Annotated in this window: 18 protein-coding genes; 4 read left to right on the top strand and 14 right to left on the bottom strand. The window is 31.0% G+C overall.

Going from position 1 to position 16,250, the window contains the following annotated elements; translation table 11 throughout:
- Positions 1–64: 64 nt before the first annotated feature.
- From Q0910_RS19100 to Q0910_RS19115, 4 genes are all read right to left on the bottom strand, one after another.
- Positions 65–706 carry an O-methyltransferase gene (locus Q0910_RS19100; RefSeq protein WP_299219919.1) on the bottom strand — a complete coding sequence of 214 codons (642 nt, stop codon included), beginning with the start codon at positions 704–706 and terminating at the stop codon, positions 65–67.
- Between the two features lie 134 nt (positions 707–840).
- Positions 841–2,172, bottom strand: a complete 1,332-nt coding sequence (locus Q0910_RS19105; protein WP_299219922.1) for a hypothetical protein — start codon at positions 2,170–2,172, stop codon at positions 841–843.
- 911 nt (positions 2,173–3,083) lie between these two features.
- Positions 3,084–5,792 carry a CHAT domain-containing protein gene (locus Q0910_RS19110; protein WP_299219927.1) on the bottom strand — a complete coding sequence of 903 codons (2,709 nt, stop codon included), beginning with the start codon at positions 5,790–5,792 and terminating at the stop codon, positions 3,084–3,086.
- A gap of 31 nt (positions 5,793–5,823) precedes the next feature.
- Positions 5,824–6,261, bottom strand: a complete 438-nt coding sequence (locus Q0910_RS19115; protein WP_299219930.1) for a hypothetical protein — start codon at positions 6,259–6,261, stop codon at positions 5,824–5,826.
- Between the two features lie 125 nt (positions 6,262–6,386).
- Between Q0910_RS19115 and Q0910_RS19120 the strand changes: the two genes are divergently transcribed.
- A complete protein-coding gene (locus Q0910_RS19120) occupies positions 6,387–6,947 on the top strand; it encodes a sigma-70 family RNA polymerase sigma factor (RefSeq protein ID WP_299219933.1) in 561 nt (186 codons plus the stop codon).
- Positions 6,947–7,762: a tetratricopeptide repeat protein gene (locus Q0910_RS19125; RefSeq protein ID WP_299219936.1), complete on the top strand. Its 816-nt coding sequence runs from the start codon at positions 6,947–6,949 to the stop codon at positions 7,760–7,762. Before Q0910_RS19120 ends, Q0910_RS19125 begins: the two co-directional genes overlap by 1 nt.
- A 58-nt stretch (positions 7,763–7,820) precedes the next feature.
- On the opposite strand, the gene Q0910_RS19130 is transcribed toward Q0910_RS19125, so the two are convergent.
- Complete coding sequence (locus tag Q0910_RS19130; RefSeq protein ID WP_299219938.1) at positions 7,821–7,985, bottom strand: hypothetical protein; 165 nt, start codon at positions 7,983–7,985, stop codon at positions 7,821–7,823.
- Positions 7,986–8,190: 205 nt separating this feature from the next.
- On the opposite strand from Q0910_RS19130, the gene kynU reads away from it, so the two are divergent.
- Positions 8,191–9,471, top strand: coding sequence for a kynureninase (gene kynU / locus Q0910_RS19135; RefSeq protein WP_299219941.1), 1,281 nt, complete (start codon positions 8,191–8,193; stop codon positions 9,469–9,471).
- A gap of 9 nt (positions 9,472–9,480) precedes the next feature.
- Here kynU and Q0910_RS19140 read toward each other — a convergent pair whose 3' ends face one another.
- Positions 9,481–10,329: an AraC family transcriptional regulator gene (locus tag Q0910_RS19140; RefSeq protein ID WP_299219945.1), complete on the bottom strand. Its 849-nt coding sequence runs from the start codon at positions 10,327–10,329 to the stop codon at positions 9,481–9,483.
- 138 nt (positions 10,330–10,467) lie between these two features.
- Between Q0910_RS19140 and Q0910_RS19145 the strand changes: the two genes are divergently transcribed.
- Positions 10,468–11,631: an MFS transporter gene (locus Q0910_RS19145; RefSeq protein ID WP_299219949.1), complete on the top strand. Its 1,164-nt coding sequence runs from the start codon at positions 10,468–10,470 to the stop codon at positions 11,629–11,631.
- A gap of 12 nt (positions 11,632–11,643) precedes the next feature.
- On the opposite strand, the gene Q0910_RS19150 is transcribed toward Q0910_RS19145, so the two are convergent.
- The 8 genes from Q0910_RS19150 to Q0910_RS19185 form a co-directional block, all read right to left on the bottom strand.
- Positions 11,644–12,357 carry a hypothetical protein gene (locus tag Q0910_RS19150; protein WP_299219952.1) on the bottom strand — a complete coding sequence of 238 codons (714 nt, stop codon included), beginning with the start codon at positions 12,355–12,357 and terminating at the stop codon, positions 11,644–11,646.
- An 87-nt stretch (positions 12,358–12,444) separates the two neighbouring features.
- Positions 12,445–12,903, bottom strand: a complete 459-nt coding sequence (locus Q0910_RS19155) for an ester cyclase (protein ID WP_299219956.1) — start codon at positions 12,901–12,903, stop codon at positions 12,445–12,447.
- 27 nt (positions 12,904–12,930) lie between these two features.
- On the bottom strand, positions 12,931–13,623 hold the full coding sequence (locus Q0910_RS19160) for a type 1 glutamine amidotransferase domain-containing protein (protein ID WP_299219959.1): 693 nt from the start codon (positions 13,621–13,623) through the stop codon (positions 12,931–12,933).
- 101 nt (positions 13,624–13,724) lie between these two features.
- Positions 13,725–14,303, bottom strand: coding sequence for a Crp/Fnr family transcriptional regulator (locus Q0910_RS19165; protein WP_299219961.1), 579 nt, complete (start codon positions 14,301–14,303; stop codon positions 13,725–13,727).
- A 62-nt stretch (positions 14,304–14,365) separates the two neighbouring features.
- The gene (locus tag Q0910_RS19170; protein WP_298548141.1) at positions 14,366–14,734 is read right to left on the bottom strand and encodes a cupredoxin domain-containing protein; all 369 of its coding nucleotides are present in this window, start codon (positions 14,732–14,734) and stop codon (positions 14,366–14,368) included.
- A 120-nt stretch (positions 14,735–14,854) separates the two neighbouring features.
- Complete coding sequence (locus Q0910_RS19175) at positions 14,855–15,403, bottom strand: carboxymuconolactone decarboxylase family protein (protein WP_299219964.1); 549 nt, start codon at positions 15,401–15,403, stop codon at positions 14,855–14,857.
- A gap of 151 nt (positions 15,404–15,554) precedes the next feature.
- Complete coding sequence (locus Q0910_RS19180; protein ID WP_299219967.1) at positions 15,555–15,716, bottom strand: hypothetical protein; 162 nt, start codon at positions 15,714–15,716, stop codon at positions 15,555–15,557.
- A 156-nt stretch (positions 15,717–15,872) separates the two neighbouring features.
- Positions 15,873–16,244 carry a DoxX family membrane protein gene (locus tag Q0910_RS19185; RefSeq protein ID WP_299219970.1) on the bottom strand — a complete coding sequence of 124 codons (372 nt, stop codon included), beginning with the start codon at positions 16,242–16,244 and terminating at the stop codon, positions 15,873–15,875.
- Positions 16,245–16,250: the final 6 nt, after the last annotated feature.

Raw genomic sequence — 16,250 nt, forward strand, 5'->3', positions numbered from 1 at the left:
CATGTAAGAAGTGGGATCTTTAGAGATTCCACTTTTTTTATTCCGTTTTCAAGTATTCGTGAGGTTATATAACTCTACTAATTGTTAGTCCATCTCTAATGGGTAATAATACTGTTTCTATACGTTTGTCTTCTGCAAGTAATTTGTTGTAAGCCAAAAGTGCTTTGGTAGAAAGATCATCTTCGGCAATATCTTCAATCACCTTTCCACTCCAAAGAACGTTGTCGGATAAAATAATACCACCCGGATTCATTTTATCGATTATTAATTCAAAGTAGGTTGAATAATTTGGTTTATCAGCATCAATAAAAACTAAATCAAATTTTATATCCAGGTTTGGAATAATCTCGGTGGCATCACCTATATGTTGATGTATTTGATTGCCATAAGAAGAAAGATCAAAATATTTACGCTGAAAATCTTCTAATTCTTCGTTTATGTCAATCGTATGTAAAACACCATCTTTTTGCATCCCTTCTGACAGGCATAAAGCGGAGTAACCAGTATAGGTTCCTATTTCTAAAATAGTTTTTGGATTGATCAATTTAGAAAGCATACTCAAAACACGACCCTGATAAGGACCACTAAGCATACGCGGTTGTAATATCTTTTGATACGTTTCTCTGGTTAATTGTTGTAGTAATTCAGGTTCTTTTTCGGTATGATTTACTACATAGGTATCTAGTGCTTCCGGTATGAAGTGCATGGTCTAACTTTTTTGCAAAGCTAAATGTTTTATGGCTTATGAACTAAAAAATAAGCCCTTTACCCTTATTATTGAGTAAAGAGCTGATCAAGTTTTTAGAAATTAATTTAGTATTGAAATCTACTTTTAATTAGTTATTGCTTAACCTGAAATTTCATTAATCCAGTATTATAAGTATAACCATCACCATCTGTATTGTCACAGTATTCGATAATAGATTGACCTATTTCATCGTCTTCGAATGTTATTTTGAATTCTGGTTTAATTTTGATGTCAACTCCTTTGATTTTCGTTGAGAATTCTAATTTTAAATCTAATTCTAATTCACCTCCGCCATCTTTTTCAATCCAGACATATAACATCTTATCTCCATAAGTATCCTTGTCCCAAGTGTAAATTTCAGTATTAAATAAGTCGAACCAATCGGGATTGCAATTAAATACTCCACAGTTTTTAAATTGACCTCTTGATCCTCGAAACGGTTTTGTAATGCTAACTTCACTATCTTCTGAAATACCAAAAAAAGCAGTAACCTCTATCTCCAGAGCTCCATCATGCCATTCTGCAACTTCTCTAAATGATGGCATAGAATTAAATTTTAATTTATTTAATCGGTCTTTTGTTGATTTTCTACTTCTATCACATCCGTTATCGCCAGATCCAGATCCTCCTCCGGTGCCACCGCCACCACCAGAACAAAGATTAGCCTGGTTCATAAGATCATCAGTAAAATGATACTCATTGGTGTCATTTTGATGAAATGCCGGCGCAATGATTTCGCAATCATCACCAAACATTTTTGATAATATTTCTGTTCTTTTTTTAGAGTTTTTGTTTATAACAGTCACTCTTTCATTTTGTTTTACTACAATAACTAGGTTTTCTGGTGGCGTAGAAGCACTAAGCTCGTAATAATTTCCTTCTGCATCATAAGCAGGTATAATGTCATTTTTTATACGTAAAGGAAGATAAGCAACTAGTGGTATAGATGATTCTGTATCCCACTCTGCTACTTTATGATTATCAAATTCCGGTAAAGCAATTTGTAATAAAGGATAGGTTACTTTAATAGCATTCATTAGTTGAGAAGTTGTACTGCTCTTTTTTGACGAATCATTGATGTCTCCTTCAGAAAGAAAGTTCGAAAAGATTATTTGTTGACCACTTTTTTTATTGGTGATGTTTTCATTTTTCGAAGTTTCAATTAAAAAATTGTAATCTCCATCAAAAGCTTCTAAAGCTTTGGTCTTAATGAAGTTTCTTAACTCAACATTTTTTAAGTTTTTTGCTAAATTTTTTGCGACTTCCAATCCAAGCTGATCTTTAGATAATAAATTTTCATCTTGTGTAATTTCACTTTCTTGATCTGTTAATCCTTCATTAATTTCATCTCTATTACAGGCTATAAAAAAAGTTGCAAAGATAAAAGTGAAGAGGAATAAAGTTTTTATTTTGTAATTATTCATGATTTTTAATTTTAAAAATGATTATGTAAATTCTTATTTGTCTAAGGAAAATAGTCTCTATGATGCAGGTGCTATAATTCTATCATTGAAAGAAGAGACAGTTCCTACAGAACATTTACTATCTACTTTTCTTTCAGCATTTCTTATAGAACTAGCTCTCACTGTAAAAGATTGAGGGTCACACTTACAATCGTAGGTTTCTCTAGCTAATCCTAATCCTCCTTTTTGTGGTTATCTATTAAGTTAAATACTACGTTTACATTTAAAATTGATTTTAACATGTTTCTTGATTTTTAATTTTATGATTCTTGATCATTTATAGACAATCAAGTTTTTGTCTACTCTTCGCGAATGAGGTTTCGTAGAGTAGTTCAAGAAGAATTATTCTGTTACCCAGGTTTTTTTAATTTTTTAGAAATTTTTATGTAAAGAGTAGTTGTTACTGAGAAAGAAACAGAAAATCTTGATTACAAGACAAAAAAATAACCAATAATAAACAGAGCTAGGTCGATTTTAAGAAATAAAAAGCCATGATACTATCATAGCTTTTTATTATTCAAGGCAATCCTAAAACAAATTGCATTTTAATATTATGTTCTAAGATGCTATTTGTCTGCAATGATATTTGCATTCAAGGCAACAATAAATTGCGCTACCCCATGTTTCAGCAAAATGTTCGCAAGTGTTACAGCAGCCTTGCTCACAAGCCCCGCCTGAGGCATTAATATACCTCAATTCTTCTCTTTTTATTTTGTACTTTTTAAGTCTTTCTAATTTAGATTTCATTTTACAAAAGATTTTTATTAGAATTATTTTTGATCATTTATAGACAATCAAGTTTTTGTCTACTCTTCGCGAATGAGTTTTCATAGAGTAGTTCAAGAAGAATTATTCTGTTACCCAGAAAAAAATTATTTTTTTGAAATTCTTTTATAAATAAGAAATATAATTAGAGAAGAAATCAGAATTCCGAATACTAAAAACCAAATATTTATGGAAGAATACATGGGGTTAGGATCTCCTATAAGAACAAGTGAAGACCAGTAATAAGGAGAAACTTCACTGAGTGAATGATTTTTGAGATAGGTGAGTTTGGCTTGTCTAAGAGCTTCAGACTTGGATTTCCCTTTTTTTAGATATGTATAAAAGTCTGTAATAATCTCCTGTGTAGATTGATCATCTGCTTTCCATAGAGTAGAAACCACACTATTTGCACCGGTATTAAAAAACCCACGAGCAAGGCTCATAACACCTTCTCCTTTTTGTAATTTACCAATAGAAGTATTACAGGCGCTTAAGGTTACGAGTTCTGCATTATTTTTAGTGCTATGTATATCGTGTATTGTAATATTTTTAGTATTAGTAGCTATCCATGGTGTAATAGAATCGTTAGCGTTAGCATGCGTAGAAAGATGAATAATCTTATAATCAGATAAAGAATTGATTAAGTTTTCTTTAGAAGCATTTTCTTCTAGTAAAATATCACTATCAAATTTTTCTGCAATCGTATTTATTTCTTTTGTACTATTAGGAAGAGTCGATAATACATTATATCGTATAGGAGCAAAACCTAAAAAATCTTTTCTATATGATCTTTTTAGTTGTTTATTCTGTTCTAAAAAAGAAATAGAGTAGGCGTAGCTTATATCATAATCTTCTACTAAATAATTATCGTTTTTCTGTATTAATATTTCAAAAGGGATACTCAACAAGTTTTCATCAGGAATAACAATGATTTTATTCTCATTATGATAAAATAAACTGTTTGGTAAAAGTTTATGGTATAATTCTTTACCAATTTTTTTAAATTCTTTTTGATCTGTTTTTGATGCAAATGGCTTTGAAGCAAGCGCATTAAATTTGGTAATGTATTTTTGAATTAATGGGATATTATGTATTTCAAAGAGTTCTTGTCCATTTTTTGAAATAACTAATCCATATCCTGACTCGTCATTAAGAATATAATGGATGAAAGTTGTATTTGTTTTTGAGGCTTCTTTAATTACTTTTTGGTAAGGTAAAATATTAGCTTTTCCTTTGTGCTTATAGTATTTAGGAAACATATTTTGTAAAGAATCTATAAAGGATTTATATTGTTCTTTAATGTCAAATAGTTGAAGTGAACGAATTTCGTCATTAAATTCTTCTGACAATGATTTATTTTGAATCCTTGCGATCTTACGTTTTAAAAAATGGTCTCTTTTAATTACACTATCAGGAATATTAAAAAAGGTTTTAGAACGTTCTTTGGTTAGATCTTCTAACAATAATAAAGCTTTATTTTTCTCTAAATAATAGTATGCTAATTCTGAATCATTAAGTAAATAACAAACTTTTACCAAATTTATATAAATATCAGATGCCAGACCTCTCCAAAACAATTTCGACTCTTGATGTGTACTCTCTAGTTTTATGAGGTCGATTAGTTGGTCCGCCTGTTTTAAATGCAATAAAGCGTCTTCTAATAATTCTTTAGAGTTTTCATCCTCATATCTTTTAATTTGGGTAATTGCAATGTTTTTCAAAAGCTCTATCCCTAGATTCTTATCACTTAACTTAATCGTATGTTTCTCAGAAAATTTTCCTTTTTTTTGATTAATTTTTAATTTATCCAGAGAGAGATTTAATGATGTATAGGCTTTGTCATATTCTTTTTGGTCAAGATAGGCAAGCCCTAAACTGGATAATACTGCAGCATTTAGGTTTTTATCTTGGTGAGTGTAAGTAAAAGCTTTTTTAAAATAAAATAATGTAGAATCATTATCGACATTTCGATAAATATAGCCAATGTTGTTATTAATCAGACATAAGTTTCTGTTGTTATTTAACTCTTTTGCAATTGACAAAGCCTTTTTGTAATAAGGTAAACTTGCACAAGGGTCAAAAAGATTTTCATAATTATGTAGATTTCCTAACCTTTGATTTATTAGATATTCATCGAATAAAGAGTAATCTATTTTATTCTTTATGGTATCTAACTTTTTTAGGCATTCAATTCCTTTTATAATATTGGTGTCATCTAGTATATTTTGATAATTGTCAGATAACAGTAATGTAGTATCAAATAACTTCCGATATTTTTGCTCTTCTCTAAATTTTTCGATTGCCTTCAGATAATAAGTTGTTGCTATATGAAAGTTAGCTTCAGCGTTATAGTTTGCTGCAATTTTTTTATAAATCTCTCCTGATTTCTTTTTATTCCCCTTGATCTTTAAGGTTTTAAAATGAATATCATTAGAACTAGTATAATCTTCAACTCTTGAATAGAAGTCTGCTAAAAGTCCAAGATTATATAGATAAAGTTTATCATTTTGTGGTGTATGCGTTTTAAAGAACTTAACTGCTTTTTCGGATTTTGCAGTACCTAAATCAAAATATTCGTTTTGATACAACCAAAATGAAAAAGCAGTTAAATCAATTCCATACTGTAAAGAGTCTTTATCCTTTACGTGTTTTTTTAATAACTCTTCAATTGTAGATATTTTATTAATATCAGTATAACTTTCTGTATTTCTGATTTTATAATATGCTACCGATGGTCTTTGAGCAAAACAAACTATGTAATAAAATGACAATAAAAATATACTTATATACTTTTTAGAAAGCTTTATTTTAATCATATTTTTATTGAAGTATAATTACATTTAAATACTATTGTTCATTTCCAAAAGGATCTGTTGGTTCATCTGGTGTAGGCGGGGTAGAAGGGCAACCTCCTCTGGGACATCCACTCGTTTCAATATAAGTACCATTCTCATCACCTCCTGGATTTAAATCATTATAATCATGAAAAGCTGAGCAATCTGTATACCATATTTCCGTATTACCATTCACTGATTTAAGACCTAGAAAAAAACTATACGAGTTTCTAATAGCCGCTTTTTCAGCAGGTGTTAGATTAGGATCATTAAATGTAAATTCAATTTCACAGCCTTCTATAACAGGTGGTTGATAACCGTAATGCGATTTTCCATTGTATTCTGTAGTTATATCTATGCTTTCTTCAAAGAAATCTTGTTCGTCATAAGAACAATTTTGAAAAAGAAATAAAACTGATCCGATCAATAGAATATTTACAATTTTTTTCATCGCGTAAGTTTGTTTAAAATTATTAATATTTATTCGTTTTGAAAACCTTATGATAAATAGTTTTCACACTGTAGTTCAAAATAATTAGCTTTGTTACCCAGATCTAAGATTTTAGCATATAATTAATGAAGAATAACGAGTATTTTATTGAGGGAATATTGCAATCTGATGAAAAGGTCATTATGGATATTTATACTTCGTTCTTTCCTAAATGCTTAAAATTTGTGCTGCATAATAAAGGACAACAAGCAGATGCAGAAGATATTTTTCAGAAAGTATTAATGCAAATTTCGGCTAGAATTAGATGTAGAGAGTTAAAAACTATCAACTCTACTTTTGAAGCTTATATGTTTACAGCCTGTAAAAATTTATGGCGTAGAGAATTAAATAAAAGAAAACGGGTAACAAATATAGAGGTAAAGGAACTGGTAAGTGAAGAATCGGATATTACGTACGCTTTACTCGAACAAGAAAGATGGGAATTGTTCAAAGAAAAATTAGAAAAACTATCTGATAATTGTAAACAGGTATTAATGTTATTTCTAAAGAAAGTATCTTATGCAGATATCGTTGTTCAATTGTCATATTCTTCGGAAACAGTTGCTAGGCAGCGTGTTTTTAAGTGTAAAGCAAGATTAATTAAAAGTGTAAAATCCGATGAACGATTTAAAAATCTGATATCATAATGGACGCTAAAGACCACTCAATATATCACGATCAAATCGATGCGTACCTCAGAGATGAACTTTCTATAGAGGATAGAGCTCTTTTTGAACAGTTATTACAAAATGATCCTGAATTGGTGAAAGAATTCAAGGTACATCAAGAGTTGTTTGCTCAGGTTGATGAATCTGTTTGGATCGATAAGTCTTTTACTCCTGATATAGAAGAAGTAAAAGAAGTAGAAAACTATTTTAGGAGTGCAGAAGCTAAAAAATTAAAAGATACCATTGCTAAAGTTCAAGCCAATTATCAGAAAAAAAATAATACTTCTTTTTTGAAGAATAGATTATTTCTTTCAGTACTTGCAGCTGCTTCTATTACAATATTTGTGGTGTTATATACTATGAATTCTAACGATTCTTCTCAGGATTTGTATGCAGGATATAGCGAATGGCAGGATTTACCTTCTCTTACAAGTAGAAGTGATGAAAGTCAATTAGCAGAAGGGCAACGATTATTCGAACAAAAGAAATATGATGAGAGTTATGTTTTATTTAAAGAATATATAAAAGATAAAAATGAACTTTTACCATCTGTGTTAATATATTCCGGGCTTTCTGCATTGGAACTCGATAAGTATACAGAAGCAATTTCCTATTTTGATCAAATAATAAATTCCGATACGATTGATCAGTCAAAAGGGTATTGGTATAAAGCGTTAGTATATCTAAAACAAGATAAAAAGAATACTGCGATAAAAGTTTTAGAAATTATTCTTAAAGACAAGCAAAACTATAATTTTGATAAAGCACAGGCTTTATTAAAAAAATTGCAGTAGCTATAAAATTAACCACTGCAATTTATTGTTGTTTTATTTTTTCTGAATTAGAAAACGCTTAGCATTCAACACATAAAAAATCCGGTCCAGGAAAAATGATTTGACCACACATACCGTTAGGACAACCAGATCCACCACCATGAGTAGGGCATCCTCCAACAACTTCTTTTTGTGCAGTTTTACTAATTTTTTTCACACCATTTAATTTCTTTAATTCTTTCATTGTAATATGAGTTTAAGATGATATTGTATACCCGAACATTTAGAGACACTCAGGATGTATGTCTATGTATTATACCTTGTTTAGTATAAATTTGGTTGGTATCAATATAAGAATTATACGGTAATTTTCCCCATCCTTTTAGGGTAGTTTTTAAAAGATTATATAATCTCGGTTCTAATATGTATTTTTGAATCAAAACTCAAAAATGCAATTCGAAAATAATCGAGAATTTGCTAAGAAATTAGACGAACAAGATCCGCTAAAATCTTATAGAAGTCAATTTCTTTTTCCTAAAGTGAATGATAAGCAAGTCATATATTTTACAGGAAATTCCTTAGGACTTCAGCCCCAAAACACAAAGAAGTACGTTGATGAGGTAATGAAGGATTGGGCAGAACTTGCGGTAGAAGGACATTTTTATGCAGATAAGTCTTGGTGGGATTATCATGAGCGAATGGCAAAACCATTAAGTAAGGTCGTTGGTTCTAAACCTTCAGAAATTACTGTGATGAATACACTAACAGTAAATCTTCATCTTTTGATGGTTTCATTCTACAGACCAACCGAGAAAAGATATAAGATCATATGCGAAGAAAAAGCCTTCCCTAGTGATCAATATATGTTACAAAGTCAGGTTCGATTTCACGGATATGACCCAAAAGATGCTATTGTAGAAATTAAAAAACGAAAAGGAGAACATAATTTTAGAATAGAGGATATTCTCTCCACTATCAAATCCGTAGGAGAGGAGTGTGCATTAATTTTAATAGGTGGAGTTAATTATTATACGGGTCAGGTTTTCGATATGAAAACTATAACACAAGCAGGTCATGACATAGGAGCATTTGTAGGCTGGGATCTTGCACACGGAGCAGGTAATATTGAGCTAAAACTTCATGATTGGGATGTGGATTTTGCATCTTGGTGTAGTTACAAATATATGAATAGCGGCCCCGGAAATGCTTCAGGATGCTTTATACATGAGCGGTTTCACGACAGAAAAGATATTCCTCGCTTCGAGGGCTGGTGGGGAACTAAAAAAGAATCCAGGTTTCTTATGAAACCTGAATTTGAACCTATGCCCAATGCAGATGCTTGGCAATTGAGTAATGCGCCCATTTTATCTTTAGCTCCCTATTTAGCTTCATTAGAATTGTTTGATGAGGTTGGTATGGATGCGTTAATAGAAAAGCGAAACCTAATTGTAGCGTATTTAGAGTTTATCCTAAAGTCAATTGATGCAGAGGTAGATAGCTCTTTTGAAATCATTACTCCGTCAAATCAAGAAGAACGAGGAACACAACTCTCTGTTTTTCTTCACGGAGAAGGACGGAAATTGTTTGATTATTTGATGAAAAATGGAGTGATTACGGATTGGAGAGAACCTAATGTAATCAGATTAGCGCCTGCTCCTTTTTATTGTTCGTATGAAGATATGTATGAATTTGGTCAGATTCTAAAAAAAGGAATTTTAGGAAGAAAGTAAAGTGATACTTTAGCGTAGCTTCTTGATGTATGTAGAAGGAGAAACACCGGTGTGTTTTCTAAATTGTTTGCAGAAATAGGATGGATCATTAAATCCACATTGATATAGAACTTCGGATATAGAAGTATTCTTATTTTCGAAATATTCTTGTGCTTTTTTGATTCTAAATTCATTCAGGAAGCTAATAAAAGTTTTATTTGTAGCCGATTTAAACATTCTACAAAATGAATTCGTAGTTAGTCCTAATTGTTTAGCAATAGTTTTAGATTGAATTTTTTTAGCATAATTCTTATTTACAAAATCAAAAACCTTCGATATTCTTGGTAAAGCTATTTTGTCAATTTCGAGATGGTTAGACTTTACAATAGGCCTTCTATAATTAGAAATAGAGAGATCATATAGGATATATATAAAGTTTAATAATTTCTCTATGTTATTCTGGTCTGAAAGTTTTAAAAAAGAGTCAGACAATTTTTCTTTAATCGCTTTAGAAAAAATACAACCTTTAGGTGATTTTCGGATGAATTCCAGGATACTATAGAACTCTGGGAAATGTTTTAATTTTTCTTTGATGAAGCTTTCATTAAATTGAATAACAACTTCTACGTTATCTTCGAAATCCTTATTCCCAAAAGGCATATGAGGCATGTTTGGTCCGAGAAAAATCAGTAATCCATCTTGATATTTTTCAATATTTGACTCAACCTGAATAATTCCATTACCGTTTCTAATAAACACTATCTCATATTCTGGATGTAAATGCCAATTCACTTCACTACAGAGAGAATCTTTGGTATAGCTTTCTATTTTCAAAGATTTTGATTGTTCCAGATAAATCTGTTCGTATGATGGCTTCATAAAACAAAATTATCATATTTATATGATTAATTTTATCATTATGAATAAATTACTTTAGTATTAGAATATTTTGTATTAATATGGAGGTGTTTTTTGTAGCTAATTTTGATATATAGTAAATATGTTAAATAGCACATCTTGAATTCTTTATACCTAATTATTACAAAATTACGATACTTTGGACCGGCCTGGGTTTTTGCGTCATTAAATATTATGACCGGTACTTGGGTATTATATATTCCTACAGTGAGAGCAAAATTATTAATTGATGACGCACAATTAGGTATTGCACTTTTTTGTTTTGCATTAGGAACATTAGTGATGATTCCTTTATCTTCTTTGATCATAGAAAAACTTGGTGTGGGAAAGGTAACTATTATAGGAATCATACTATTTTCTTTGTTATTTCTTATGCCCATAGTAGCTCCAAGTTATTTACTATTATGTATTGTCTTATTTGCAGTTGGTTTGTTTGCATGTTTAACAGATATCGCAATGAATGCTCTAGTATCGGATATTGAACAAGAGGATGATATTCATATTATGTCTGCATCTCATGGCTTTTTTAGCTTAGGGGGAGTTATTGGTGCTGGTATTGGAAGCTTTTTAATTACATATTTTCAGATTCCACTATTACATATGCTATGTGCTACACTATTTGTGATTATAACAAACATCTTAGTTTGTAGGGGGTACATAACTATAAAAGGAAAAAAAGAAGAAGGTTCAAAAAAGTCTTTCGATCTAAAACTTATAAAGCCACTTTTAGGGCTTACGATCATTGCATTTTTAATCATGGGTAGTGAAGGAGCAATAGAACATTGGAGTAAACTCTATATGCAAGATATTGTGATGATCTCTTCAGAAAAGGTTTCTGGATTTGGTTTTGTCGCTTTTTCTGTGATGATGACCTTAGGTCGTTTTTTTGGAGATGCAGTAAGCAAACATTTTGGATCCTTTGCAATAATTATTGGTGGCTGTTTAATAAGCGCTTTTGGTTTTTTTGCGGTATTAAGTTCTACATTAATATTAACTGTAACTGGCTTTGGATTAGTGGGGCTGGGATTTTCGGTAATTATACCAGAGTTGTTTAGATTAGCCGGAAAAACCAACGGTGTTTCTTCTGCAGAGGGAATATCCTTTGTAGCGGGTTTTGGTTATCTTGGATTTTTAATAAGCCCTCCATTTTTGGGACTATTGTCCAAAATAGATAGTTTAAAACTTAGTTTTACGGCTTTATTAATCGCAACAATAATTGCATTAATAGTTACATTCTTTATTTCTAAAAGAGTATCTAAATGATATACATTAAAACTAGTCTATAACAACTTCAATATTGGTGAAATGAAGTTTCCAGCTACCTTCATTACGGTTATGGGTTTTGGCAATTTTGATTCCGTTGAAGGCTTCATAATCTTCCCAGGAAGTTATTAAAGATGCTTCTTCCTTATTTTTTTCTCTGAAGACCCATTCTTTTATTTTAAAATCACCTTCAAAATAAAAATCATACGCATCTCCAGGAGTATAGCCTCCTTCATTTTTATAAACAATAGTAAATTTTTGCATTTCTTTTGCGCTTATGGGAGCAATCGCTTTTGACTGATGTTCTGATGTAAAACTGTCTTGATCCCAAACTAGATTAAAGGGTGCTAATAACCAATATTTATCATTAATAAAGCCTTGATCAGCTTTTAATGAGGTGCTGTCTATTTGTGCTCTGTTATAAGAGATAGTATCTTCGGCAGTGGTTAAAGTAATTTCATTTTTTTGAGGCTTCCAACTCCACGAACGTTCATAATGACTGCTATCTCGATCTACATTAAAAGTGAATTTTATTTCTTTCACCTTTTTCCAATGTTCAAAGCCATTAGCATTTGCGATGGATTCTGCAGTAGTTGGGATCTTATTCTTAGTAGTCTCGGTGGTTTTTATTTCTGTATCATCTTCATATTTATATTCCTTTTTTGCTTCTTGTTTACAAGCAATCATAAATAAAGAAAATATGGATAACAGTATGATATTTTTCATCTTGAGTTAGTTTTTGGCTAAAATATAGAAAACAAAAACCTTGCTAAATTCAATTAACAAGGTTTTAGGGTTTAGAAGCTTTTGTTTTTAGCTAGCGTTTGGATTAAAACCAATTTGCTGAAACCAATCCCAATTATCCCAGAAAGACAATATATCCTCAATTTTGTTATCATCATTAATCTTAAGAATAAATAAATGTTCTGTGTTGTAATATTTGCCTTTACTTGGAATACCCAGAATTTCGTTTTTTTGAGTTCCTCCAATGAATACTCGTACTATTGCATTTCCTTCATTGTCAATAGTGATACTTTTTACATCATTTGTCAGATCAGGGAAAGCTTCTATTAGAGCTGAAGCGATACCTTTCCAAGTAGTACCTTCATCGGCGTTGATTTTTCCAATACCGTTCTCACCAAGGGGAACATACCTAAAAGTTCCATTGGAAGTAGCATAAGAAACTGCAGTTTCAAGATCGTGATTTTTATATGCATTAAAGAATAATGTTGCGAGAGTTTTTCTGTTTTCAATTTGTGTTGCTGTTATCATGATTTCTATGTTTTTTAAAGTTGATAATTATTTTACGGTTATTAATTCTATAGTTTTTTGAGCAGTAAGTACTGAGGATTGAGGATTTTGACCGGTAATCAAGTTTCCATCTTCGATTACAAATTCTGTCCAATTCTCTCCTTTACGATATATAGCACCTTCATTTATAAGTGCTGTCTCTAATAAAAATGGAACTACTTCGGCCAATCCTACAGCTGCTTCTTCGGTGTTACTAAAAGAGGTAAGTCGTCTGCCTTTTACAATAGGGGTTCCATTTTTTGTTTTTGCGCCCTTTAGAGCAACAACCCCGTGACATACAAGACCAATGGGTTTATCTTGATCATTAAAGGCGTTAACTATTTTTATTACTTCAGGATTGTTTCCTAAATCCCACATGGGTCCGTGTCCTCCTGGAAAGAAAAGGATATCATATTCTGATGGATTTATATCCGAAGTTTTTAAGGAATTATGAATTGCATTTAGCGCTTCAGTGTTTCTGTTAAAACGTTTTGTAAATTCTGTTTGCCACTCAGGAAGTTCACTCTTAGGATCTAAAGGAATAATACCTCCTTTTGGTGATGCAATCACTATTTCTGCTCCTTCATCTAGATACTTAAAATATGGTCCAGCTAATTCTTCTAACCAAACTCCAGTTTTTTTACCAGTAGTACCTAATTGATCATGTGATGTGGTAATTAATAATACTTTTAAATTTTTCATTTTATTTCTGTTTTACGATTTATAATTTTCTACATTACAAATGTCGTAAGTAACTGATAATAAAATGATTGATGTGTGTTATGAAATTTTATTGATCTATGTTAAGAAGAGGCAAGTTGCTTACGTAGTCTACTTAAACTCTCTGGCTTGATACCTAGGTAATTGGCTATTAGGTAATTGGGGATTCGTTGTTCGATATTAGGATATGTTTTTTGAAATTCGAGATAACGCTCTGAGCTAGTTTTTTCTAGTGAAGAGAGAATTCGATCCTGTAAAGCAACGAAAGCATTGGTTAATTTAATACGAAAAAAGCGATCAAATTTAGGAATGTCAAGATATAATTGTTCTAAATCAGATTTTTTAATACCAATAAGTTCACAGTCTTCAATACAATCAATATTAAGGCAAGCTTTTTCTCCCTTAAAAAAAGCTTTAAAATCACTGATCCACCAATCTTCTATGGCAAATTGTACTACATGTTCGTTTCCAAAATCATCTACTTCAAAGGCTTTAAGGCAACCTTTGATTACAAAATATTCGTAATCAACATAATCTCCTTCTTGGACAAGATACTGTCTTTTTCGTAGTTTTTTATGAATTAAAATAGAGGTGAATCGCTTTTGCTCCTCTTCTGTAAGTTCAATATATTTTGAAATGTGTCTTTCAATAGTAGGATACATAAAACAAAATTAAACAAAAAAAGCTTCCATATTGGAAGCTTTTTTTAATTGTTTTGGGGTAATTACTCTACAATCAATTTGTATTGTGGAGTTTTATTTAATGGACAGAAGTAATTATATTCTCCTTTTTGTAATGTTACTGTTTTAGAACTTTCTGTTTTTCCTTCCGCAACTACTTTAGTTACATAGGCCGCCTGAATATGATTTTTTGGATCCGAAGCATCTTTTCCTGCTGGCACTAATACGAAGCCTACATCTGTTCCTGAGTTATTGTTCGAAATATTAAAAACATAACTTCCTTCTGATAGAGTAACTTGTTTCTGAGTAAACTCTCCTTTAGTTTGCTCTAGAGAAACCGTTTTAACTTCTTGAGCCGATGAGCTTAATGTAATTGCAAAAATAAATGTGAATAATGTGATTAACTTTTTCATGATTTTAAAATTTATAATTATTGTTTAAATGATTTTTGGTTTTTCTGAGAAGAAAGAATTTCTTGATTATTTCTTTCCTCTCAGAGTTTGTAAGTAGTTATTTATTGTAGGTTATTTCGTTTATGCAACTGTAGTCTCCAGTGGCTGCGCTACAGGGAAATCTACAGGAACTTGTGTAGTACTATGGATATAGTTCGAAATTGTTTTATCCCCTACTAATACAATAGTATCTATTAAGTTTCCTTTATCATATCCAGCAGCAAAGAAATTGTCCACGACATCTTGATCTGTACGACCTCTGTTTTCGGTAATATTTTTAGCTAATTTTGCCAGAGCATCTAGTTTTGCATCAAAAGAAGCATATCCTGCTCTTAATTCTAGTATTTGCTCATCCGTAAAACCGTTCATTTTTCCAATCGCAGTATGTGCCGATAAACAGTAAATACAGTTATTTACTTCACTAACCGCTAGATTTACTACTTCTTTTTCTTTAGCTTTTAATGAAGTTTTAGCATTTGAAAAGTTTAAGTAGTTTTCTAAAGCTGTCTCACTATTTGCATAGGTTGCATATAAATTAGGTACGAAACCTAATGCTTTATTTAGATTGTCAAAGATTCCTTGATTTGTAGTGTTTACTTCTTCTCTTGTTGGTACATCAAATGTTGCCATGATTATTGTTTTTAGTATCCTGAATGTATATCAGGATGGGTTTATATTTATTATTTTAATTATCTTTTAATTTGATAAGACAAAGATGCGATAGGAATGTTGATTCTGAAATGTTGGTTTTTCCCTACAACTTGTCAATTTTTCCCTTTTCTTATTTTTGGGTTTGTATATAAGGTCTTTCTGCATCACAATAAAAATCATGATGACTTCTTTGGTCACAATGTGCTTTGGCATTTAGAGTGTTTACTATTTTTCTTTTCCCTTGTCGGAAAATCTCTATTAAATTAAATATTGATTTATTATGTACTATCATTTTTATATTGTTTTAAATTAACAGTACAAAGATGAATGAATGAAGAGGTTTTTGGAATGTTGGTTTTTCCCGACTACTTGTCGATTTTTCCTTAAGCATAAAAAAAAACCTCCAATTAAGGAGGTTTTAATAATCTTATATTGTGTTTTTTTTTATTTAGAAAAACTTGATTTCTTTTCTTTTAATCCACAATATTATCGCACTAAGAATAAAAGTTAACATTGCTGTAATAAATAGGATTCCTCCATCATCATTAATTTCGATTCCCAATTTTGTAATATGCATGAAGATGGCGCCACCAATCACTCCTAATGTTAATGTAGCTCCGATCCAAACGGTTTTAGGGATTAATATTAAAACACCGGCTATTAGTTCTGCAATTCCTATAACTATTCTACCGTAGGGCTCTAAGCCAACTTTAGAAAAGATATAGACACTATCCGGATGAGCAGTAAATTTAAATCTAAGGGTTTGTATGAGAATAATAGCAACAATTATCCTCAATACCAGGGGTAAGGCATTCTTCATTTTAGT

Origin of the sequence: uncultured Aquimarina sp. (assembly GCF_947495315.1) — a bacterium.
Classification (GTDB): Bacteria; Bacteroidota; Bacteroidia; order Flavobacteriales; family Flavobacteriaceae; genus Aquimarina.